Genomic DNA, 23,145 nt, shown 5'->3' with positions numbered 1-23,145 from the left:
ACCTATGTCTGCTCAAGTTCGTTTTGAACAAGTGACGGTACAGTATTACTCCAAACTGCGTTGGTTGGGTGGTAAACCGTTTAAAGCGCTGGATCAATTAGACTTAGTAATAGAAACCAACAACATAGCCATCGTCGGCCCGTCTGGCGCAGGTAAATCTACTTTGATTGAACTGCTATTTGGTCTCAGACAGCCAAGTGCGGGCGAGGTGTATGTTTGTGGTTATCCGCTTTCTAAAAGCTCTGCGAAACAACGTCATGAATTGTGTCAACACATTCAACTGATCCCACAAGAGCCGCAAGCGAGCTTAAATCCTTATTACACGGTTCGTCAGATCCTCACTGAGTCACTGAATAATATCGGTGGTCAGCACAGGCAACACGAAAAAGCAGAGCAAGTACTTCAAGATGTCGGCTTAGACCTGTCACTGTTGGATCGAAATCCTCAGCAATTGTCTGTCGGACAAGCGCAGCGTGTTGCGATAGCAAGAGCATTGATTGTCGAACCATGTATTCTCGTCGCTGATGAGCCGACCAGTAGTCTTGACCCTGTTAGTCGTCAGCAAATTATTGACTTATTTGCTGAGATTCAAAAATCTCGTCACATGCGACTGATTCTTGTGACTCATGATCTCGATGCGGCGCAGACGTTGTGCAATGAGATCCTTGTTCTGGATAAAGGCCGTATTGTCGAACACCGCGAATCACAGAGTTTAATGAGTCATCCAACCCATTTTATAACGAAAGCGCTGCTAAGTGCTCAACAACGCAACAATAAATTTACTATCGGAGAAGTATCTTATGCATCTTAATACCCCTAAATTAGCATTGACGCTGGTTTTAGGTTTTTTACTGACAGGTTGTTTTGATTCTGGTGAAACTCAATCAAACGCAGAAAACGCAGTAGAAAAACAAGTGTCGGAAATTAGAATAGCAATGCTGCAACCGCCAAGAACCGGGCTGTCACCATTGTCGGATGATGCGTTCAAACTATCCCGTTGGAGTACTGCAGAAACACTCGTAAACCTTAGTGATAAGTCTATTGCACAACCAATGCTGGCGACCGAATGGAATCAGGTTGATGATAACTTATGGCGATTTAAGATCCGCCAGGGTGTTAAATTCCATGATGGTTCTGCTTTAGACGCTAAAGCTGTGGTTAATTCATTACAAAAAGCGTTGGATGCAGCACCTAAGCCACGTATCTTAGACGGTATCGAATGGCAGGTTAGTGCTCCGGATGACTTCACGGTTGATATCAAAACCACTTTTAATGACCCATTGTTACCAAGTCGTTTATCTAGTCCACAGCTAGCCATTTTATCGGGCCCGGCATACAAGGAAAACGGTCGTGTTGTACCAACAAAAGCAGGTACAGGTCCGTTTGTGCTGACTGAAATCAATGGTACAAGCAGCGCTAAGCTGGAACGTTTTGATGGCTATTGGGGCGAAAAGGCTAAAATTGAACGCATCTTCGCTCAATACGTGCCAGATGGTTTTGCACGTGCAGCAGCACTTCGTACTGGCGAAGCGGATGTAGTAGAAGCTGTACCGGTATCACAAATTGCGACGATGGATCAATCTCAACTGCACGAAGTGGCAATGCCTCGCACTAATACGCTTTACCTGAACAACAAGTCAGACGTATTTAGTCAGATTGAAATGCGTAAAGCTGCAACTCAAGCGGTTGATCGTGAGCAAATAGTCAAAACGGTTTATGAAAATCATGCCGATTTAGCAAAAGGTTTATTAGGTCCTGCGTTAGCCTGGGCTGAACCCGTTCGACAAGAAAATCCCCGCGCTGAACTGAATGGGGAATATAAAGCGCATGGTGACAAGATCACTATTGGTACATTTACTGATCGTGCTGAGCTGCCAGAAGTAGCGGTACTGCTTAAACAGCAATTAGAAGCGGTTGGTTTCGTGGTTGATTTGGATATTCGTGAATATGCCCAGATTGAAAACGATGCGTTAGCGGGCAAGTTTGATGCATTCTTACTATCGCGTGCAACTGTTTTGGATTCTGGTGACCCAGTTGCTTACATGCAAAGTGATTATGGCTGTAAAGGCTCATTTAACTTAGGTCTTTTCTGCTCAGAAGAAGTTGACGCCGCGTTAAAATATGCTGATCGTCAACCTTTGGGTGAATTACGTCAAAAAGCGATCATTGATGTAGAGAATAAAATTCTTGAGCAATATGCTGCTATTCCGCTTCTGCACGAACGTGTTATTCAAGGGGAGAGCGCGAAAGTGAAAGGTGTTCAGCGCGATCCGCGTGAGCGTCGTCTCATTGACCAGTTTACTCAGGCAGATTAATCAGATGGTGTTTCCTGTTTACATGCGTTCGGGTTTGAACGCATGTATGCCCTGGCTATCACGTATCGTCGCCCTTAGTGCAGTGATTATTCTCGTTGGATTAATGCCGGATATTGCCGGCATCGATCCTGCTCAGGCGATTTTGCGCGCACGTGCAGGGGCTAATCAGTTATTGACTGCTGAAGCTCTGCAATCGATTCGTGATGACTTGCAATTAGACCGTAGTGCCTATGAGCGCTTGTTGGAGTGGCTCAGATTAGCGTTACAGGGTGATTTTGGTATCTCTTGGGTGGATGGCTCACCCGTTATGAAAAGTATTCAGCATACCGCAAAGACCTCATTACTGTTGATGATGAGTGCGCTCGGTATGACCTTTGTACTATGTACCGTTAGTGTGTTCTATACCGTCAATCGCTGGCAAAAGAACCGCCTCGACAACAACCACAATAGTTTGAGCTCGGTACTGGTTTCTTTACCTGAATACGTGGTCGCCGCGCTGTTGATCTTACTGTTCTCTATCTGGTTAGGCTGGTTTCCACCTTTTGGTTGGAGAGGGGTACAAAACCTCTGGCTACCAAGTTTTGCTCTGGCTCTGCCAGCAAGTGGGTTGTTCAGTCGATTACTCAGTGACAGCTTAAAACGCGTATTGAACGAGCCTTGGGTTATCACCTGGCTTTCTTCCAATGTGAGCAAATTCCAAATTTTGCGTTTTGCTCTGTGGCGAGCGCTGAGTAATCTCATTCCCCAAATCGCCATGATAGTGATTGGTTTGACCGGGGGCGCGGTTGCTGTCGAACAAGTTTTTTCTATCCCTGGCATTGGCCGTTTGATCTTAGGTGCAGCTAAGTCACAAGACTTACCTGTATTACAGGCTGGGTTGTTGGTACTACTGGTCTTTTCGATTCTGATCAGCAGCGTGAGTATTTTACTCCAACGCTGGTTACTTGGTCATAGTGTTTCCAGCGGTAAACTTATCAGTAGCCATAGTACGTTTCGCTTTACGAAGAATAAAACCAAACGAGCGGTGAGCGGTGCGATTTTTGTTTTATTAGCGTGCTGTGTTGCCTGGGCTTTGTTACGTGATCCATACCTGATCCAGTATAGTCGTTTAGCACCACCAGGCTTTGTTGCACCATTCGGTGCCGATGCAGTTGGCCGTGACTTATTAGCGAGAGTTGGGGGAGGGATGCTATCGACCCTGAAGATGGGTCTGTTGGCGACATTTCTCTGTTTTGTGATTGGTTTGTTACTGGGATTTTTTAGTCGTTTCAGTCAAGGGTTGATTGAGATAACAAAAGGTATACCGTACATCATTGCAGGTTTGCTCGTCGCTGGTCTGACAGGGATGAATCCAGACAGTGCTCTGATTGCTATCGTCTTAGTTTCCTGGGCACCTTTAGCTGCACACTGTTCCAGTTTGCTTGTGGAAGCCAGAGCCCAGCCGTACACACATTTAGCGCCGACCTGGGGCACTAAGCACTGGCGGGTGTTGCGCTATTACTTGTTACCTTATGTACTTCCGCCACTAATAAGGCACGTATTACTTCGACTGCCTGTGATTACTTTAAGTTTAACGTCACTGAGTTTTATTGGTCTTGGAGTGAAACCCCCAGAACCGGAGTGGGGCTTATTAATTGCAGAAAACCTGCCTTATATAGAGCGCGCACCTCAGGGGGTGCTACTGCCTATTCTTGGTTTGGTGTTAGTTTCGATTGCAGTTAACTTAATGTTTGATGATTAGCTGTTTTACCTGAAACGGGACGGTGTCCATATAAGTATTTAGAGCCAAAAAAAAGCGTTTTTGCTTCCTTTTGCCGCTCAGCAAAAGGAAGTGGTGAGCGTTCTATAAAGTTACTGAAATTGAATAACTTCTGGCGCATCAAACCCACGACAGAAGTTACGTTAAACCATCCACCATAGCTAAAAATCTCAAATATAATCATAGACATTTCCCCGCACCCCGGCCAAAATACCTTCATTGTTGACCCGCCAAAATTCAATCACCGATGAAAACCTCACTCGACCATCTTCCTGAACGAAAGCAGCATGAACTGGCTCAGATCTCAACCATTCTGCGCGATACGCTGGATGACTATCTGGTCGGGAAGCCGGGAACGAAGCGTGAGTTTAAAATCCACAAAATTATTTTGTTCGGCAGCCATGCCAAAGGCTTTATAACATCTTGATTTTAATAATGGCGTTGGGACATCTTATGGTTTCAGCATCACAATTAAGCCCGTCCGGGCAAATTTTCTCTTCAATTTCAATTTTGGCTTGTCGTTTTTGGATCTTTCGGTTCAATGGCTTTGTTTTGTGTTGTGCCGCAGGCTTTTGTGATCCCGAACGCGCACACACCACGTAATTTTGGTGAGCGCCAAAAAGATGCAAAGACGTTTTTATTGTGGAAGCATTGGATTATTGATGTACTTGATTTTTTCGGCGTGAGTGAGTAGTTTTGCGCAATTTCAGAAATAAACGAATAACGAATGACCTATTACGCTGAAACCGCCTGGAAAGGGCAAGAGCCTGAAAATTATGAGCTTGAAGAAGTTGACCGTTCTCAATTGATTCCTGTACCAAAATCGGTCGCTTATACGATTGCGGCAGCGCAGATAATATGCATATTTTCCTTTATAGGAGCAATTTATTCTCTGTTTATTTATGCGGGAGAATCATTCAGATATAGCGGTTTATTGATTGCAGGTATAATATTTTTTGCACTGAGTTTTATCAGTTATCAGGTGATTAAACGTTTAGAAAAAGACGATAGAATTTATGCACCAAAATACCCGTATTATATTGCTGAACATGTTCAAAAGTTTATCTATACAAGATTACAGTTTAAAGCGCCATCCACAATTGTACCCACTCATACGCTGAAGCAAATGGAATTTAAACCAAGTGTCTGGAATGAGAGACGGTTTAAGGATAAATACGGTAAAGCGGTTATTGAATGGGATGAAAAAACACTGACGGAATACCGTTATATCATGGGTATTTCCCGCAGGATTCTTAAATTTTTCTGGTATGCAAATTTTCCTTATACCATTTGTTTTAGCTGGGCTCATGTGGTGAATATTGTGACGTCTCATAGTCTTCTGAACATCCATCCCTTGATATTAATACTCAATATAGCGTTGCTATTTTCAGGTAAATCAGCGAATACCGGCTGGACAGCAAGAAGAAAAGTTATTGAATTTAATCGAATAACCGGGAAAGTGACAGGATTTGACGATCAGGGAGAACCCAGTTGTGAATCCCTTTTTACTGACTTTAATGCCTATATTCATTATGAGCCGGGAAGGTTTACCGGAAAAACCACAACACCATCACATCATGGTCTGGAATTAGTACCACGTCATAAGCCATTTTTAACTCCCAAAGATACGATAAAACTTTATACCTTCGGAGGAACAGCCGGAAGGGAGTACTGTGATGAACTGTGGAAAACGTTAGTCGTTTTTATGGATGTGACTAAACCTTTGCCATTTTCCATTGTATTAGAAACATGCAGGCACAATGACCCGACATCCCGTGAATATCAATTAATGCACCCTGAAGAGATTCCTTCATTTACATCTATGACGGATAAAGAGTATCAGAATAGTCTGAAAGATTTTTATGCCCGACAGACGATACCATCATATAAAAAAGAAACAGCCAAAATGCCGAAGGAAATAAAGTCCTCCGGGGTCCGTAGAGGCCGTGAAAAGCGGAAACATCGCAGTAAAAAACGACGCAGATAAAATACTCAGATTGAACATATCCAATGATGAAGAGGTGCTACGTGAATTTCAGGTGTACGCGTTGAAAGGATTACAATGTAATCTGCTGTTCGGGTTCGCCAGATCAGCAAATAACAAGGGAGAACCACACGATAATTTGATTGTCATCCCTAAACCACCGCCTTGGGCGGTGGTGATTGAACCTTGGGGCTATTGCCCGAAGAAATGCCCATGTTAGAAGTAAACCTCTTATTCACCACAAGTAAGAGGAAACAAAAAACATGGGCGACTATAGAAGTTCATCACATGTCTATTGGCGTTGTAAATACCATATAGTTTGGACGCCGAAATACAGATTCAAGATCCTGAAAGGTAACGTAGGTAAGGAGCTTTATCGCTCAATCTATATTTTATGCAATATGAAAGATTGCGAGGTCTTGGAACTAAATGTTCAGCAAGATCATGTTCATCTGGTTGTGATAGTTCCACCAAAAGTGTCTATCTCAACGTTGATGGGGATGTTGAAAGGACGTTCGGCAATCCGGTTGTTTAACAAATTCCCGCATATAAGAAAGAAGCTCTGGGGAAATCATTTTTGGGCAAGAGGTTACTTTGTCGATACGGTTGGCGTAAATGAAGAAATCATCAGACGTTACGTCAGACACCAAGATAAGAAAGATCAAGAATACGAGGCGCAGTTAGAGTTGAAGATGAACTAACAGCGCGAGAATGCTCCCTTTCAGGGGGCTGTAAACCAAAGCCGCCTTCTAAGAAGGCGGATTTTTACTTTTTATTACACGATTAACTGTTGTGTCAATCAGAAATAGAAAGGAGAGTAAACTCTCATAAAAACCATAGACATTTCCCCGCACCCCGGCCAAAATACCTTCATTGTTGACTCGCCAAAATTCAATCACCGATGAAAACCTCCCTCGACCATCTTCCTGAACGAAAGCAGCATGAACTGGCTCAGATCTCAACCATTCTGCGCGATACGCTGGATGACTATCTGGTCGGGAAGCCGGGAACGAAGCGTGAGTTTAGAATCCACAAAATTATTTTGTTCGGCAGCCATGCCAAAGGCGGTTGGGTGAGTGATATCCCCAATGGTTATGTCAGTGATTACGACATTCTGGTGATCGTCAATTCCCATGCACTGGCGGATGAAGATATCGTCTGGCACAAAGCGGAAGAGCAGATTGAACGCAAAGTCAAAAGCGCGCCGCTGGGCTTAATTGTTCATACATTACAAGACGTGAACGAGCAGCTGCAAAAAGGTCATTATTTTTTTAAGGATATCCGGACCGAAGGCATTTTACTGTTTGATGCCAATAAAAAAGCGCTGGCAGAACCGGGGGATTTGACAGATGAAGAGCGGCGGGAGGTTGCGCAGGGGCATTTTGACCACTGGTTTAAAAGTGCTCAATCTTTTATCACTGATTTTGGTCATTGTATGGACCGAAAGGATTTACCTAAAGCTGCCTTTGAACTTCATCAGGCTGCTGAACGATATTTCGCTTGTACGTTGTTGACCCTGACCAATTACCTGCCCAAAACCCACAATATCGAAAAGCTGAAAAAATACTGTGCAGAGCAAGACATCGCTTTTGCCGATATTTTCCCGATGGATGATAAATTCCACCGCCGCAGCTTTCGCCGCCTGCAACGGGCGTATATCGATGCGCGCTATTCGATGCATTATGAAATCACGGAAGAAGAGCTGATTTATCTGGCCGCGGAAGCGGAGAAGCTGAACAAACTGGTGGAATTGGTTTGCCGGGCACGGCTTCACCGAGAGTAATAACCCCCCTGAAATCAGGCAATAAAAATCATTGATCAACACAGGTGTAAAATTGAGCCAATACAGCGCTAAATATGGCATTCCCATGGTTCTGAACGGTACTCAGGACAGCAAACAGTTTTTAAAAAAGAATATAAAACTGAATCAGAAAGATATTTATCAGTTGGCGATCAAACACTTTGCTATCGAAGCGGAAGGGTGCAGCGGGCAGGAAGCTAGCATCAATAACAGTATTACACGCCAGTTGCAACCAACCTGCCATCAGCTGGATGAACTTGAACGAACGGTTCATCCTGATCGCTCTAATCGGTTACGCTTACCTTCAAACCACCACTTTATGCGCTGTTATCAGTGCCATAAGCTGGTGCGAAATCCTCACCCTGTATATCTGTTTTGTTGCTATAAATGTGGTGAGCTGAATCAAAAGTTCAGGCATTTCAGCCGGCCTCTGAAGCAGCACAATGCTCTGGTCACAGGCGGACGGACTAAATTAGGACACCAGATTGCCCTGAAGCTTCTCCGGGCTCAGTGTCACCGCGTGGTTGTCACGACCCGCAATACGCAGGCGGCCCGGGCAATGTTTTCAAAGTATGATGACTACGACAGATGGCGGGACAATCTGATTTTAGCAGAACTGGATCTCGATACTGAGGATATCCGCGCGAAGTCAGAGGCATTGGCCGACACACTGTTTACCCAACATAAAATCAAGGTCTTAGATATTCTCATCAACTGTGCTGCGCAAACGATTCGGGCAAGAGATAAAGCCGGACTGTATGCATCGGGTGACTCGCCGCAGTCAGAAGAAACGAACCGCTATGGCGACCCTAAATTTGTTGACCATACTTTCACCAACAGCTGGCATGTCCGCTTAACGGATTTTCAGCAACAAGAGTCCGAAGAATGCTATCGGATTAATGCTGTTGCACCGGTCATATTGATTCAAACCTTTTTGCCTTTATTAAAAAAATCGCGGGTGTCACCCTACATTATTAATGTTCATGCCAGAGAAGGCATATTTAAAACCCGGAAAGAAGATTTGCATATTCAAACCAATATGGCCAAGGCGGCTTTGCACATGCTCACAAAATGTTTAGCCAGAAAGTCTGACCTGATGACTGAATCCGGCCAGCGGTTTGCGGTACATGGATGCGATCCTGGCTGGTTTTCAGTTGACGAGTATTATAAAAATGATCGGCCCTGGGTTGTTCCTCCGCTTGATGAGATTGATGGCGCGGCGAGAATATTATTTCCTCTGTTTGCAAAAATTGCCGGGTGTAGTCCGACACGTCGTCACTTTTATCAGCTGACATATTAAAATCTGATTTCCTTCAGGCTGAGGTGATTTAAAAATGATGAACTGTATTCAATCCACAGTCTGTTTTTTACCGGCACCGGAAGGCGGCCGCGCAAGTTTGCCTGTCGGAACGGGGTACGCGCCACATATAGTCATTCCGGAGGAAGGGCGCTATCTTGCTGTTCGCTTCATCGATATACCGCAAGACATACAGCCGGGTCAGGCATTTTCTGTGACTTTACAACTGATGTATCCAGATGTTGATTATTCAGCGTTGAAAAAGGGAGTATTATTCGAAATTCGGGAGGGACGCCGGGCTGTTGGAACCGGCGTTGTGGATGTGACAGGAGCCAGTCTGGATGACTCCTGCATATAAAATCTTAAGTTCTGCGTAATCTGTAACTCCTCTTGTTTGGTTTGACGCGACCGGATGCGATAGCGTCCGCCATGTGCCTGATCATCGGGCTGGGTGTTCCATCATCTTTGTCTAAAAAGTAAGAGTGTCCCTTCATATCGAATTCATTATTGAAATCGTCGCAGTCTACCTCTTTGACCTTTTCAGGCAGAACGTTGAGGGTTTCAGGGCCTGTCATGCCCATTCGCCTGGATAGCGTCATGTATTTTATATTCGCTATTTTGGAGGCGGGCATCGCTAAATCATCATTTGCATAATACACAACGACATTCCTGCTTGAGTCTACGATGTAGCGGCCATCTTCACCTTTCTCTAAAGCTTCATTTGGAATGTCTGCTGCAACCAGAAAAGTATTCCTGAAAAGTGCAGGCATCTGACCTGATGAGTATTTATCTGCCCAGAATTTCAAAGCGTTTTTTAAGACTCTGTTGCCCATTGAGTGAGCCAGTATATTGATTCTTCTGAAGCATGGTATCTCCTGTTGTTCCGGACTTTTTCGCCAAGTGTCAAACTTACCAAGAAGACGTGCGAATCCCGGCCCACTACAGTCTGCGGCATCCTGGTCATCCCAATAGTCATCAATAAGCGCAAGTGCCGGATTGTCATCGCATGGCCAAATCACAGGTACGACCAGCACTGATGCGGGTTCATTCTTTGATGATTTCTGAAGTGCCTGATTTAGTAAGTCCTGAAGCTTGGCTGCATTGCGAAAAATGTCTGGTTCCATATTGTTGTTAAACCCATGGATGTACAACAATAGCTGTGTGTGATCCTCTAATTCTTTGAGATATTTGAAAAATTTATCTTTCATCATCTCTTTATACTTATGTACGCCAAGTCGTTCACAAAAGTAGATATTCTGTGAAACTGAAGTATTGTTGCAGTCAAAGCTGATTGTTCGCCCTTGCTCTGATTCCGCGGACTCTTGTGGCGTTCTGTTGGTTATGAATAACATGGATAGTCCCTCTTTTATAATATTCAATTAATAGAATAATAGGAGGTGGGTGTTTTTCATATTGGTCGGGAATGAAGCTTGACCCATTGGAACTCAGTTCTCCTGTTGGCGGGGATATTGAATCAGTGGCGTTTTTTACGATGACTGCACAACGATCAAAAAAATAACCGGGGAAAAGCCGGATAGTCATTGTGGTGTCACGGGCATTGCATAATATTTAACATGTTATCAATGCGCTATCGAATCATTTCCGGTTATCATCACGGGCATGAAAGCCAACAAGGAGCAAGAATATGGCAACAGTTATCTCTGTCAGTAAAAGTGTCACGCATACGTTTTCAAAAACGCTGACCGACTCGATTGTGATGATCGAAGGGGAAGGGGTTGAAGGCGATGCACACCGCGGGAAAACCGTGAAGCATCGCTCCAGAGTGAAAAAAGATCCGACGCAACCCAATTTACGTCAGGTTCATTTGATTCATCATGAACTGATTCAGGAACTCTCAGAAAAAGGTTTCCATGTTGCTCCGGGAGTGCTGGGAGAAAATATTACCACGCAAGGTATTGATTTACTGGCATTACCTGAAGACACGATTCTCCGTTTCCCCAGTGGTGCTGAAATTCAGATCACAGGATTACGTAATCCCTGCCCTCAGATAGAAAATTTTGAGAAAGGGCTGTTATCACAGGTTTTAGACCGGGATGAACAGGGAAATGTCGTCCGCAAAGCCGGGATTATGGGAATTGTACTGGCCGGAGGCATCGTGAGCAAAGATGATCAGATTCAGATCATGTTGCCGCCTGAACCGCATCAAAAACTGAAATGGGTTTGAAAACGGTTATCTGATCAAAGATGAGACATATAAACCAAGCTATACTGATTGCACCCAAGACGGCACCTGTGTGATATTTGTGTATCATTTCCACTGGTCAGGAATCATTGATGCAGGATTAATTGATTGAAAAGTTGCATTGGGTTGTAACCAGGGAACATCGATTATCATCTATCATTGCTGAGCATCCTGGCCCTGAATTTTAAGAGTAGTCTTAATCCTCAGGGTGTAAGTCGTTTAAACTTGCGCAGATTTTCAGAGTTTAGAATGATTCACCGGATGAACCAGAAAGAAGGGTTCATCCGGTGAATCATCGTGTAAACTTACCTTCGGGTAACTGCTGATAGTGTGGTTAACTGACAATCTCGACAGAAATACGCTCGTACTTTTCCCAAAGTTGCTCTTTTGTTTCGGCAAATTCAGGTAAGCGTGGAATGCATTCTGCAGGGCAAACCAACTGGCATTGAGGTTCATCATAATGACCGACACATTCAGTACACAAGTTGGGGTTAATGACGTAAAGTTCGTCGCCGGCAGAAATGGCTCTGTTGGGACAGGCTGGCCGACAGATATCACAATAGATACAATCTTCAGTTATAGTCAAGGACATAATTATTCCATTCCTTTTGGTGAACTAAATAAGAATTCTTGAACATGTTCCATTAGCGGGTATTAGTCTGAATCGTAAGCAGACCCGCCGCGCCAGGGAAAGCGCAGCGGAACCCATGGATAGAGTGATGTTTTTTTAACCGGGTTGCTTCAGGATTTCCATGGGTAATTGAAAGGTAACTTAACATCCTCCGGGATAGGAGTTCTTGCCATGTTTAGTTCCAGACCCAATAACATGAAATAGCCATCGAGTGCTGTGAGTTCGACCGCTCCAGACTGACCAAAACGCTTTTTGATAGCGTTGTAGGTTGTTTCTTGTACCATATGAGTATTATGCAGCTCTGTCACAAATTGATAGACGATAGCTTCATCTGGTGTCATTGATATTGGTTTTCTTTGTGCCGCAAGCGCATCAACTGTTTTTCGTGTGATTCCTGAACGTAGTGCGATAGGTTCATGGATATACCATTCGTAAGGAGATTGTGCTTCGCGGCCGACGACAAGAATTGCGAACTCCCGAATCGGCTTTGGCAGTCCGGAAGTAAAGCGGACATGCTCTCCCAGCATCTGAACCCGGTTAAGAAGTTCCGGACTGCGAAGTAATACTGAAAATGGGCCGAAAATACACCCCCGGGGACCTGAGCTGATTTTTTTTATAGCATCCTTTTGTGCTGCATTTGCAATTTGAGGGTTTAGATCTGGAAATCGGTCGAGTCGCAAATCTTCATGAGAAAACCGGACATGGTCGCATTGCGCTGGCCATTTTAATGGGTCACCGATTTTAGGAGGTGTTCCGGCATATGCCATGTTATATGCAAAAATAAATATAAACGTGTAAGCTATTCTTTTGAAGTAATTCATAATTTGCTACCAAGTTAGTTTGATCTTGTAATGAATAATATCTGGTCGTTTATGACTGACTTTTATCGTGTGCTGATGATTTTCAGGCTCCATTTTTATCTGCGATATGCTTTCAGTTAATATTCAGTATGAGCGTTTAACTATTTTGAATATTTATAAAACCATGCCAGCTGTTTCGAGCCTGTTAGTTGTTTACGACGGCCATGACGTTTTGGTGAATTTTTGATACCTCCTTATAGTCAGTTAAATAAATATCCTGATTGATTGCTGATTCGCATTGAGCATATAAGCATATGTCCGCAAGGCCAACTAAGTTGCTGCAACAGAACTTATGTTTAATGCTTCTTTTATTGAGTTCAATTTCTGCGATATTTAATGATTCTTTTAACCACAATGGTTTCCATTGTGCGATTTCTTTCTCTGGTAAGCCCGAATCTCTTAGCTTCTTTATTACCCGGCGTGTGATTAAAGGATGGTAATCGGCGACAAATATTGCCGAAAAGCTTCGGCACCATGCTTTGGCTATTGGGTCTTCAGGCAATAGCTTATATTCTGGACAGATGTCATCTAAATATTCAATGATCGATAATGACTGCGTTATTTGGTGTTGATCATGAAGGAGTACGGGGAGTTTCTGTTGTGCTGTTAACTGACGAAATTCAGGACAGAGATGTTCATTTTCTGAAAGATTTACTTCTATATACTTATATGCTATTTGTTTTACTTTGAGGGCTATTCTTACTCTTCGGGTGGCAGAAGAGGAGTGACAGCCATAAAGAACAATATGATTCATAGCTCTTCTCCTATGGATTTTAATGTGCCACATTTCATGACACCTACCAGCCATTTCAAAAAACCAGGTGTCTGTAACAGAATCATCAGACCAAAACCTACCTGATAGGCAATCGGTGGGTAGTGGCCAGCAGCATCCTGAGGCCAGATATCAATAATGATCCCAAAACAAGTCTGGATGAGAAAAGCACCGAAAAGGATTAACAGATTTAAACATGTTGCAGCACGACCAGTCATCGCCGGGGAAACTTTCTGAGCAACGATCGTGTATTCAAGTCCGGCAATGGTACCGATTAAGGTGAAGGCAATTGACAGAGCTGGCAACATTGGCACAATATTCAGTGCACACAATATTTGTATAGCCAGAAACAAAGCAATGCCTATGCCGCCAACTTCCATTGGTTTAATGTTGAATTTGCTGGCCCATTGCGTTATTGCACCGACCGAAAGTGACCCAACGACGACGGCCCCCATACCGATGAACAGGTAGGTGGAAGTCATAGCATTATTGTAATGTCCGACATCCTGTAACCATTTCCCCATCCATAACCCCTGAAGCCCGAATGCGATTGTGTGAGGAATCAACAACAGACTAATGACTTTCCGGAATGCTCGATCCTTATAAACTTCGAGCAATGAAGCGACACTGGCGATTTTGACAGTTTTATGTTCGACGGGATCTTGAGGTACCCAGGTCGCAATTGCCAGCATCACCATGACAGTGATACCTGCCATGCCGAAAAAGAGTGACCGCCATGGCACGAATTCAGCAAGCCAGGCAACAGGAAGTGTTGACAACATGGCACCCAATCCGCCTGCGGCAAGCAAATATCCATGGATTGCAGGCAATTTTCTGTCAGGAATCCAAAATGAAAGTACTTTGATTGAACTCATAAAACAGGCCGCGAGTCCCAGGCCTATCAAGATTCTTGCCAGCAGGAGTGTCGAAAAGTTTTCTCCCCAGCCAAACATGATGGAACCGATGACCGCAATTCCTAAAAGGACTAACTGAACGCGCTTGGGTCCATAGCGATCTAAAGCCAGACCAACAGGTAATTGCGCTAATGAAAAAGAAAAGAAATAAGCACTGGACAAAACACCCAATTGTGCGGCTGACAGCGATAATTCAGAGATTAAAAATGGTGTCAGCACCGCATTCATATTTCTGAATATAAATGAAGTGCAATGCCCAAATGCAAAGGGAAGAAAAACATGCGTCATTACTTTAGATGTATTTAACGCCTGATTCGATGGGATTTCAGTCATTACGGATACCTTTCTTTTATATGACAAATTCATTTTGAAAAGACAGAATAAATATCGCTTCCATCACTTCTTAAAAGTGTTCCTTTCTGAGCCATTTCAGGTAAATTCTGAATGGCATATAAGAGTAAGTCTTCACTTTTATTATTGATAAATTGGTGCGATGTCCAGGCTGGAATATAAATAACATCACCATATTGGATATAATGTTTCTTTTCGTCTTCCAGTAAAATTTCACCGGCTCCTGATATCACAAAATAGATATGCCAGAAGGAATGTGTATGAGGTGTGGTATGCTCATGGCATCTGAGCACCTGTACAGTGAGTGATATATCACTCACTGTTTCTCCGGGCGGGGTACTGCCCGGATTAGAGAGAAATAGTGCCCCTCTTGTGGAGAAATCTACAGAATTCAATGCTTCTAAGATTTCCGGCTGCTCCCAAATTACACTGTTCTCTTTCGGATATGTGTTTTCATTAAGGTAGCTGTTGAAGTCTGTATATTTTTCCGGAGACGGCAGTTTCTTAGTGATATGATGATTCATGCTGTTTCCTTCACTCTATTTTTCTCTTCTGGGTGGTTACAACTCATACATTGATTCAGGCAGTCTCTGACACTAATTTCCGCATCGTCAAATTGTCTTGAATGAATGTGAGGTCTTGGCAAGGCATGAGTGTAATAATGAGCCCCTTCGACCAGAAATCCGATTGCCCAGATGTTTTCTTCCGGTTGCCCATTTGCATTAATCGGATGCAGCTTTTGGTCGATCGCGATACCTCCAGGGTGATAATCTCCATTTTTAAATGGTGTGATAAAGCCCTTTTCGACAAGGTTGTGCGTCAACTGACTTGAATCTGTCATCGGAGAATAGTTATCGAGCCGGGCAGAGATTATGCTATCTATCTGTATTTCATGTCTTTGTTTGACAAACTTGGTGGTGAGAGTAAAACTCGAATTCTTATGGTCACAAGTTATATACGAATCAGGGCCTCCCCCCAACGACACGATACCGGCATTCATTAGCGCTAACAGCTCTTGATTGCGTCTGAGTGGAGGACCGAAAGAGACCCGGTTAATAATCGGATTGAATTTTTCCATGAAATAACGGTGGGACCCGGGAGTGAGGCCGCTGAATTCGATTGCCCGGCGTAATGCTTCCCGCACATCTCTCAAGACATCTGTCGATGCTTTGAGTGGGCTGTTCATATTACCCAGTAGTGCCTGTTCCAGATCTGTTGTAAGCAGCGTGGTGAAGAATGTTTTATAGGCGCTGAAATTATCAAAGGTCTGATTTCTCAGTGGCCACAATATACGCTCTATCTGTGTTACTTCCTGTTCAGTCGCGACAAAGGTTTGTGGCTCAATATGCTTTTGGCTTGTTGCACATCGCCAGGCATAGGCCATTTCCTTCATCAGGAGTGGCATGATTTGGGTTCTGAAATCGATTTGAGATTGCTGTTGCTCAGAGATATTGCGCTTGCGGATAGAATCTACAACCGCAGGGGTAAGAAATTGTGCTGTATGCCGACCGGTAAGTCCTTTTTGGTTGATGCCTCGTGCGGCAAAAGGAAGGCATTGTCTGGATGAGAGAAAAATCTTGGGTTCTGTGCCTGAAGCTACGTATTCCAATGTGCTCCCGTGTTTCTGATAATACCCCCCCCGCCCAATTGTCAGGGCTGAGATCGAATCATGTGCGGTCAGACCAAACCCCTGGATAAGTACACGGGATTGAGAGGAAATGCTATCCAGCTGACTGACCGGATAGGGCGAACGAAAATAACGGAGTGACGGGTTTTTTTCACGTTGCTGAATAAAGAAATCGTTTAATTCTTTGTCGGTCTGGGTCGCTTTCCGGTAGCCATGTCCGGTTGTCAGAAAGACGAAGTCACACTCAATAGTGGTCTGGTCATCAAGTGTGATGAGAAAATACTTTCCTTTCGTCAGATCTACAGCCAGTTTTTGATGTTCAATTATCTGGATATTTGGGGGCAACATATGACGTACTTTTCTGTAGACATCCGAGAGATACTCACCGAGTAATGCTCTGGGCAAATAGTCCATATCAGTCAGTGTTTCACCATCGATACTTTTTATATAGCTGTTTTTATTGCGTTTATATCCCTGTGTTTTTGCCCACTGTGTAAATGACTCACCGCCATTTTGAAGTGCTATGCTATCACCGGCGAACATCGTTACTTGTGATGATACGGTGTTCACCAGCATATGATCTGGCTGTGATGATAGATGAACGCCTTCACCGGGAATGCCGGGATTAATGATATGAATATTTATTCTCTCAGTAATTCCGTCTGTCGTGACGCATTCCAGGAATCGTTCAAGAACATTCAGCCCTCGTGGGCCAAAACCGATAATGGCAATCTCATTCAGAGGCATTGATTTCTCCTTGGGGTTCCAGGTGAAGCTGGACAATATTTTCTTCATTGTTAAAACGGGGGAAGACACTTCTGACTTTCGGATCATGGCCGGGAATGATATGAGAGAGTGTCCCCGCGATTGTTTTTATTGTTTGATGTGCGGCAAGCATGTCGGGGATATTCTTTACAATAGGGAAGGGGCTCGACTCATCAATATGATGCCAGTAATGGGCTGCATCACTGGTGAGTACAATTGTTCCCCGAGCTGTGTTAACGATAACGATTTGTAATCCCTGAGTATGCCCGCCGACATGAAGAACTTTAATTCCCGGCATGATTTCTTCCCGGGCTTTGAGGTAGCGAATTTTTCCTTCGTGCAGCCGACAGACAGCATTTGCTATATTTTCAGGATCATAGGGTGCTCTTACAAACTGATGTAGCATGTGGCGACCCGTGCAATAGTGCATTTCCTCTTCTTGCATGAGTAATGTCGCATTAGGGAAGGCTTTCAGATTTCCAATATGGTCGTAATGCATATGGGTTACGATGATAGACTGAATCTGTCTGGCATCGATATCGAGCTTTTTTAGCAAGGTTTCGGGAGCGGTATAGTAATTACGGTTTCTTTTGGCTGCCATTTCAGCACTGAACCCGGTATCAACCATGATTTCAGTGTCCTCGCCTTTGATTAGCCAGCAATAAAAGTCTAACGGCATATTACTGTTATCATGTTCATCATGAGAGATGAAATTTTCATTACGTAAACGGTCCCTATGCTCTGCATATCGCAGAGCATAAACTTCATATATTGGGGGCATGATTTATCCTCTGTAATTATTTATGCCGCAATAATTTTAATTTTGTTTTCCTGGCGAATGTTTTGCGTCGACTCTTCATAGAAGAAATATGATTGTCCAAAGGCTGGTTTGAGATCATCCAGCCAAGATGCCTGAGAATCGAATTTTGCGTAAAAGGGGCGTCGTACCCAGTCTGGGTTCCGGGCTTGCAGGAACTGAAGCGCAAACACCTTCTCTCCGGCAATTTCAGTAATTCCGTCAATCATTACTTTTCCGGGGAAAGCACTCATCGATGGCCCACGTACCGTTCGTGCAAGACCTGAAACAGATTGATACGCTTTCTGGAATATTTCCCAGGCTTTGAAGAGCGGCATGCCAAAATATTCATTTGGTCCGGTATCCCGTTCGACAAACATATAATAGGGTATGGCACCCAAGCGGACACCGGTTGTCCAGAGTGATGCCCAACTTTGAGGGGTGTCATTAATATGGCGAATTAAGGGAGACTGCATCCGGACAGTTGCGCCAGTTGTGATAATTCGTTTGAGTGCAGTCTGGGCAACTTCGGTCTGGAGCTCGTTAGGGTGGTTATAATGTGCCATGATCGCAAGGTTCTTGCCCGTAGCCTTGATTTCTTCAAACAGTCGGAGGACATCGTCGGAATCTTTGTCACTCACATAACGCTGTGGCCAATAGGCGACTGATTTTGTACCGATACGAATGTTTTTTATATGATTGAGTTCAGGAATAAGAAGGGGATGAATGTAAGATCTAAGCGCTTTTGCACTCATAATCATGGGATCTCCTCCGGTAATAAGCACATCGGTTACTTCAGGATGACGTTTCAGGTACTCAACCAATATGTCAGATGTGCGGGCTTCAAATTTGAGTTCGTCCATACCGACGAACTGAGGCCATCGGAAGCAAAAAGTGCAGTAAGCATGGCATGTTTGTCCGGAAGCAGGAAAGAACAGAACCGTTTCTTTATATTTATGCTGTAAACCGTCGGTTGATTCCCCATTGAGCCGAGGCACATTGTGGGTGAGCTGACCTGCCGGATGAGGATTCATTCTGTAACGGATATTGTTAACAATCGTTCGGATATCCGCTGTACTTTTTTTTGTGCGAATGGCATCACTTAGTTGTGAAAATTCATCTTCCCGAAGCATTTCACGATGAGGAAAGGTTAATCGGTAGATCGGATCGTTTGGTATATTTTCCCAGTCAATCAATTCATCAAGTATATATTGATTTACTCTGAATGGAAGTACGTGGCTTAATACCTCGATTGTGTGTTTCATCTCAGTAGAGAAATTATTCCATTGGGGAGCCCGTCTAATCGTTTGCTGATTATATGGAAGAAATTTTGTTTTTGAAGTCATGTTGTTTACTCACTCGATAAAAAACAATTAGTTATTTTTATTGAAATATAAAATTAAGGTTAACTTATGTTTTGACAATGTTATGTATTAACCTCTTTTCTATATTTAACAAATTAAAAATTATGTTACAATTCGTTAACGTAATTTTAGAAATGATGAATAGTGATACTATGGCTTTATATTTAGATATTCATGCGGTTGAGGCTTTTGTAAAGGTTGCTGAACTCAATAGTTTTACACTTGCGGCTGAGTCGCTATGTGTTACTCAGTCCGGTGTGACGGTTAAAGTTCAGAGGCTTGAGAAACATTTAGGATGCTCGTTATTTCACCGAACACCTCGTCATGTTTACCTATCCCCTGAAGGTAAAGAATTTTTATTCAAGGCCAGAGTGCTTTTAGAAGCTCATCGTCAGGCGATTAATCCATATTTTGAATGTAATGAGTTAAAGGAATTAACTATTTGTATTGGTGAGCATGTTATTAATGAAAATATTTTGGATATTTTAAATAATTTAAAGAATGAATTTAAAAGTTTGAGAGTAAATATTAATGTCAATATGTCTGAAAAAATTCTCTATTGTCTGGAGAATAAGAAAATTGATATAGCAATTGTTAGTCAGGATGGTGATAAAAGAGGTGGTGAAACTGTCAGGAAAGACACTTATAGCTGGTATGCTTCTGAATTATTATTCGAAACAGGTCCTGCTTTACCTTTAATTACATTACATGATTCATGCAGACTTTGTCAGTTGGTGATTGAGTTGCTGACGGAGCATCATGTGAAATGGTATCACAGCTTTCAGGGGGGCGGATTACATGCCATGATTACTGCGGCTAAATCAGGTCTGGGAGTAGTGCCGCTTCCCGATAACGCATTGTCACCGGAGGATCGACAGGTGCTTAAAAACGTCGGTGATACATTGAATCTGCCATGTATCCCTGATGCAAATATTGTGATATACAACAATTGTCTTGACCAGCAATCGAGGTTATTCCTGAAAAAGTTAACACAATTGATACAAAATAACGTTTTTAGTGGTATTAATTCTCAGGTTTTGGAAAACACCTTGAATGTCTGTTAGATTCAATAGTTTTTGTTACTTGATTCTGATTCTATCGGTGCTTTTGAAGGCAGTAGGACCGTCATCGATTTTTTCTTGCCAACATACCGGGTGTTTCTTTCTGTTCACTCCAGCTAAAATGCACGAAACATCCGAAATCTATCGCCTTCTCTCACTTTAACCCATCAAACGCACAACTCATAATCGACTTATGTTGTTCGGTATAAACGACCTCAAAGCCATGTTTTTCATAAAGTTTCACGTTGTGAGCTTCGCAGCGCAGATTTAAGGAAGGCAGCGCGAATTCATGTGCTTTTTGTCTGGCATATTCTATTAATGCGGTCGAGATGCCTTTTCCCCGCAGCTTCACCGGAACATAAATACCGTCCAGCCAGTAATTCAAACCCGGATAGTCCGGTAATTCCCGGTATTTTATTTCGCCCGCTCCGGCCAGCTCATCCTCAATATGGACCACAAACGCGATCGGAATTTCGCTGTGGTTCATACTGAGTGCAACTTTTTGCTTCACACGGTCCAGTGTGCTTTCCGGATCTTTGTGCGCCCATTCATCAAAATACCATTGGGCAACCTGTGCAGCCTGTTCCGGGCAGTCCGCTAATAACGATATTTTCATCGATCCTCCATGATGTCTTCAGGTACAAAGGGAACGAGCGTGATATCCGGGCAATTTCCGGGGGAATCGTTGAAACTGGTACTTATGATATTGCACTTTATCAGCAGGTCGCTATGTTGGTAAAAAAATATTATCCGGCAATCAAGAGCAAACAACAATAATGATAGTGATCTGCTGAAATGTTTCCGGATGACAACCGAACCGGTGTTTATTCAATCTCTTGAGGCATTAAAGCAGGTATGGCATAACGTTTACCACGATTTCATCAACAGACAGGGGCTTCGTAATGAGATTCTTAATCAGGCTGGCGGCACATTTTGTCTTTATTGGCGGATTAAGCTTATTCCTTCTGGTACCCCGCAATCCGTATGAATGGATGCGGTCTGTTGAGTCAGCAACTTCGGCTGCCCGGATTCAGAATAACTCTCAGAACAGCGTGACTTTCACATTACTTGTGCTGTTCGCGATCGTAATGACACAAGCCAGCCTGATGGTGACGACCTCAGTGAAAAAAGAGCAGCGCATCTCTTTCTCTCTGATCGTGTCGGCTGTATTGTGCTGGCTGCTCTGGTACTGGTATTGAAAATTACCTGTGCCGGGTTGCAAATCAACGGGGCAGTGGTTGCCCCGGCATTTCTTTGCGGTGATTCATCCGTTGTCAGCGATTCAGTGCTGAACTGACCTCCACAATACTTTCACGCAGGATATCGCCAATGGCGGCAATCACGGGTGCATCCAGCGTCAGGGGCGGAGACAGAATCAGACAATTGCCTAAAGGCCGGGCGATTAATCCCCGTCGCTGAGCGGCCTGCGCGACTTTTGTACCAACCATCTCCTGCTCTGCGAACGGGGTTTTAGCGGCTTTGTCTTTGACAAACTCAATTCCGGTCATAAAGTGACTGCCACGCACTTCTCCCACCAGTTCAAGACTGCTCAGGGCTTTTAAGGTGTTTTCAAACAGTTTACCGGTTGTCCGGACCTGCTGCGGGATTTGCTCCCGCTCCATCAGGGCAATATTTGCCAGCCCGGCAGCGGCAGCTGCCGGATGACCGGAGTAAGTCATGCCGTGCAGGAAGGTTTCACCCGGCCCGGAAATGACCTCATGAATTTCATCCGAAATAATGGTCGCAGACAATGGCTGATAGCCGGATGTGATACCTTTGGCTGTTGTGATGATATCGGGTGTGATGCCGAAAACTTCTTCAGAGGCAAAAAAGTGTCCCAGCCGGCCAAATGCAGTGACTACTTCATCGGAAATATATTTGATGTCATTGGCAGCGCAGACGCTGGCCATCCGGGCATGATAACCCTCAGGCGCGACAATGACGCCACCGGCGCCCATGATGGGCTCTGCTATAAATGCGGCGATATTTTCTGCGCCGGTATTGTGAATATTCACTTCCAGATCAGCGACCAGCAGATCGAGAAACTCAGCCTCGGAGAGGTTGTCACCGTAACGCCAGTAGTGCGGACACAGTAAATGGTGCACCAGTTCTGAGGCGCTGTCCCATCCCTTGCTGTAAGCCGGAGTCGTCATGGCGACCGACAGGTGCGTGGAGCCGTGATAAGCCCCGGTACGGCTGAGAATTTTCTTTTTACCGGGCCGTCCCAGGCGATTGTTGTAATGGTGCAGAATCCGGACAGCCGAATCATTGGCGACGGAACCTGAATTGGCAAAATAGACGTGGTTCAGATGTCCCGGTGCCAGCCGGGCGACTTTCTCTGCCAGTTTTGCGGCCGCCGGATGAGTAAAGTTATAGAAGGTCGAATAGTAATCGAGCGTGTTGAGCTGCTCATGAACCGCATCAATAATTTCCTGACGTTTGTGGCCGGCATTAACGCACCACAACCCGCCAATACCATCTATCAGCTGGTTGCCATGACTGTCCGTGACATAATAGCCTTCAGCCCCGGTGATCACGGTGAGCATCTCTTTCTGTTTTAATCCGTTCAGATCGGCAAATGATTGTATTAAAAATTCATCTGCCGCGAGAACGGCGTCTGTTGCTGTGGGAATCTGAATTGCCAT

The 23,145-nt window shown here is 44.1% G+C and carries 24 protein-coding genes; 12 read left to right on the top strand and 12 right to left on the bottom strand.

Annotated elements, in window-relative coordinates; all coding sequences use genetic code 11:
- The first annotated feature begins 4 nt into the window (after positions 1-4).
- Genes OC443_RS13600 through OC443_RS13590 form a run of 3 tightly spaced genes read left to right on the top strand, consistent with a single transcriptional unit; the run spans position 5 to position 4,056 of the window.
- Positions 5-811 carry an ABC transporter ATP-binding protein gene (locus OC443_RS13600; RefSeq protein WP_073585394.1) on the top strand — a complete coding sequence of 269 codons (807 nt, stop codon included), beginning with the start codon at positions 5-7 and terminating at the stop codon, positions 809-811.
- The gene (locus OC443_RS13595) at positions 801-2,315 is read left to right on the top strand and encodes an ABC transporter substrate-binding protein (RefSeq protein ID WP_073585393.1); all 1,515 of its coding nucleotides are present in this window, start codon (positions 801-803) and stop codon (positions 2,313-2,315) included. The genes OC443_RS13600 and OC443_RS13595 overlap by 11 nt, the downstream gene beginning before the upstream one ends.
- Positions 2,316-2,337: 22 nt before the next feature.
- Positions 2,338-4,056: an ABC transporter permease subunit gene (locus OC443_RS13590; protein ID WP_370738774.1), complete on the top strand. Its 1,719-nt coding sequence runs from the start codon at positions 2,338-2,340 to the stop codon at positions 4,054-4,056.
- On the opposite strand, the gene OC443_RS13585 is transcribed toward OC443_RS13590, so the two are convergent.
- Positions 4,034-4,258 (bottom strand): hypothetical protein, encoded by a 225-nt coding sequence (locus OC443_RS13585; RefSeq protein ID WP_143169395.1) that lies wholly within the window; start codon positions 4,256-4,258, stop codon positions 4,034-4,036. The two genes, OC443_RS13590 and OC443_RS13585, sit on opposite strands and share 23 nt — an antisense overlap.
- A 63-nt stretch (positions 4,259-4,321) precedes the next feature.
- On the opposite strand from OC443_RS13585, the gene OC443_RS13580 reads away from it, so the two are divergent.
- The 6 genes from OC443_RS13580 to OC443_RS13555 all read left to right on the top strand — a co-directional run bounded on the left by OC443_RS13580 (position 4,322) and on the right by OC443_RS13555 (position 9,514).
- Complete coding sequence (locus tag OC443_RS13580) at positions 4,322-4,501, top strand: hypothetical protein (protein WP_073585391.1); 180 nt, start codon at positions 4,322-4,324, stop codon at positions 4,499-4,501.
- A gap of 300 nt (positions 4,502-4,801) precedes the next feature.
- Positions 4,802-6,061, top strand: a complete 1,260-nt coding sequence (locus tag OC443_RS13575; RefSeq protein ID WP_073585390.1) for a hypothetical protein — start codon at positions 4,802-4,804, stop codon at positions 6,059-6,061.
- A gap of 260 nt (positions 6,062-6,321) precedes the next feature.
- Positions 6,322-6,759, top strand: coding sequence for an IS200/IS605 family transposase (gene tnpA, locus OC443_RS13570; protein ID WP_073580231.1), 438 nt, complete (start codon positions 6,322-6,324; stop codon positions 6,757-6,759).
- 200 nt (positions 6,760-6,959) lie between these two features.
- Complete coding sequence (locus OC443_RS13565; RefSeq protein ID WP_073585389.1) at positions 6,960-7,841, top strand: HEPN domain-containing protein; 882 nt, start codon at positions 6,960-6,962, stop codon at positions 7,839-7,841.
- A 52-nt stretch (positions 7,842-7,893) separates the two neighbouring features.
- Positions 7,894-9,159, top strand: a complete 1,266-nt coding sequence (locus OC443_RS13560) for an SDR family NAD(P)-dependent oxidoreductase (RefSeq protein ID WP_143169393.1) — start codon at positions 7,894-7,896, stop codon at positions 9,157-9,159.
- A 34-nt stretch (positions 9,160-9,193) separates the two neighbouring features.
- On the top strand, positions 9,194-9,514 hold the full coding sequence (locus OC443_RS13555; protein WP_073585385.1) for a hypothetical protein: 321 nt from the start codon (positions 9,194-9,196) through the stop codon (positions 9,512-9,514).
- 4 nt (positions 9,515-9,518) lie between these two features.
- Here OC443_RS13555 and OC443_RS13550 read toward each other — a convergent pair whose 3' ends face one another.
- Positions 9,519-10,508, bottom strand: coding sequence for an alpha/beta hydrolase (locus OC443_RS13550; RefSeq protein WP_073585383.1), 990 nt, complete (start codon positions 10,506-10,508; stop codon positions 9,519-9,521).
- Positions 10,509-10,801: 293 nt separating this feature from the next.
- Between OC443_RS13550 and OC443_RS13545 the strand changes: the two genes are divergently transcribed.
- Complete coding sequence (locus OC443_RS13545; RefSeq protein WP_073585381.1) at positions 10,802-11,341, top strand: MOSC domain-containing protein; 540 nt, start codon at positions 10,802-10,804, stop codon at positions 11,339-11,341.
- Positions 11,342-11,693: 352 nt separating this feature from the next.
- On the opposite strand, the gene OC443_RS13540 is transcribed toward OC443_RS13545, so the two are convergent.
- The 8 genes from OC443_RS13540 to OC443_RS13505 form a co-directional block, all read right to left on the bottom strand.
- Complete coding sequence (locus OC443_RS13540; protein ID WP_073585379.1) at positions 11,694-11,951, bottom strand: YfhL family 4Fe-4S dicluster ferredoxin; 258 nt, start codon at positions 11,949-11,951, stop codon at positions 11,694-11,696.
- A gap of 149 nt (positions 11,952-12,100) precedes the next feature.
- Entirely contained in the window at positions 12,101-12,811 is a 711-nt protein-coding gene (locus tag OC443_RS13535; protein WP_200796964.1) for a carboxymuconolactone decarboxylase family protein, read from the bottom strand.
- A gap of 184 nt (positions 12,812-12,995) precedes the next feature.
- Positions 12,996-13,604: a glutathione S-transferase N-terminal domain-containing protein gene (locus tag OC443_RS13530; protein ID WP_073585377.1), complete on the bottom strand. Its 609-nt coding sequence runs from the start codon at positions 13,602-13,604 to the stop codon at positions 12,996-12,998.
- A complete protein-coding gene (locus OC443_RS13525; RefSeq protein WP_073585375.1) occupies positions 13,601-14,869 on the bottom strand; it encodes an MFS transporter in 1,269 nt (422 codons plus the stop codon). The genes OC443_RS13530 and OC443_RS13525 overlap by 4 nt, the downstream gene beginning before the upstream one ends.
- 29 nt (positions 14,870-14,898) lie before the next feature.
- Positions 14,899-15,411: a cupin domain-containing protein gene (locus OC443_RS13520; RefSeq protein ID WP_073585373.1), complete on the bottom strand. Its 513-nt coding sequence runs from the start codon at positions 15,409-15,411 to the stop codon at positions 14,899-14,901.
- Positions 15,408-17,261: an FAD/NAD(P)-binding protein gene (locus OC443_RS13515; protein WP_073585371.1), complete on the bottom strand. Its 1,854-nt coding sequence runs from the start codon at positions 17,259-17,261 to the stop codon at positions 15,408-15,410. The genes OC443_RS13520 and OC443_RS13515 overlap by 4 nt, the downstream gene beginning before the upstream one ends.
- Positions 17,248-18,060, bottom strand: coding sequence for an N-acyl homoserine lactonase family protein (locus OC443_RS13510; protein WP_073585369.1), 813 nt, complete (start codon positions 18,058-18,060; stop codon positions 17,248-17,250). The genes OC443_RS13515 and OC443_RS13510 overlap by 14 nt, the downstream gene beginning before the upstream one ends.
- A gap of 20 nt (positions 18,061-18,080) precedes the next feature.
- On the bottom strand, positions 18,081-19,421 hold the full coding sequence (locus OC443_RS13505) for a KamA family radical SAM protein (RefSeq protein ID WP_073585367.1): 1,341 nt from the start codon (positions 19,419-19,421) through the stop codon (positions 18,081-18,083).
- 152 nt (positions 19,422-19,573) lie between these two features.
- Between OC443_RS13505 and OC443_RS13500 the strand changes: the two genes are divergently transcribed.
- A complete protein-coding gene (locus tag OC443_RS13500) occupies positions 19,574-20,503 on the top strand; it encodes a LysR family transcriptional regulator (RefSeq protein WP_159440355.1) in 930 nt (309 codons plus the stop codon).
- Positions 20,504-20,654: 151 nt separating this feature from the next.
- On the opposite strand, the gene OC443_RS13495 is transcribed toward OC443_RS13500, so the two are convergent.
- Positions 20,655-21,116 (bottom strand): GNAT family N-acetyltransferase, encoded by a 462-nt coding sequence (locus tag OC443_RS13495; RefSeq protein WP_073585363.1) that lies wholly within the window; start codon positions 21,114-21,116, stop codon positions 20,655-20,657.
- Positions 21,117-21,402: 286 nt separating this feature from the next.
- Between OC443_RS13495 and OC443_RS13490 the strand changes: the two genes are divergently transcribed.
- A complete protein-coding gene (locus OC443_RS13490) occupies positions 21,403-21,699 on the top strand; it encodes a hypothetical protein (RefSeq protein WP_073585361.1) in 297 nt (98 codons plus the stop codon).
- A gap of 75 nt (positions 21,700-21,774) precedes the next feature.
- Here the strand turns inward: OC443_RS13490 and OC443_RS13485 are convergent, their stop codons facing one another.
- Complete coding sequence (locus OC443_RS13485; RefSeq protein ID WP_073585359.1) at positions 21,775-23,145, bottom strand: aminotransferase class III-fold pyridoxal phosphate-dependent enzyme; 1,371 nt, start codon at positions 23,143-23,145, stop codon at positions 21,775-21,777.

Source organism: Vibrio quintilis (assembly GCF_024529975.1).
Classification (GTDB): Bacteria; Pseudomonadota; Gammaproteobacteria; order Enterobacterales; family Vibrionaceae; genus Vibrio; species Vibrio quintilis.
This window is presented reverse-complemented; position numbering and strand designations above follow the sequence as displayed.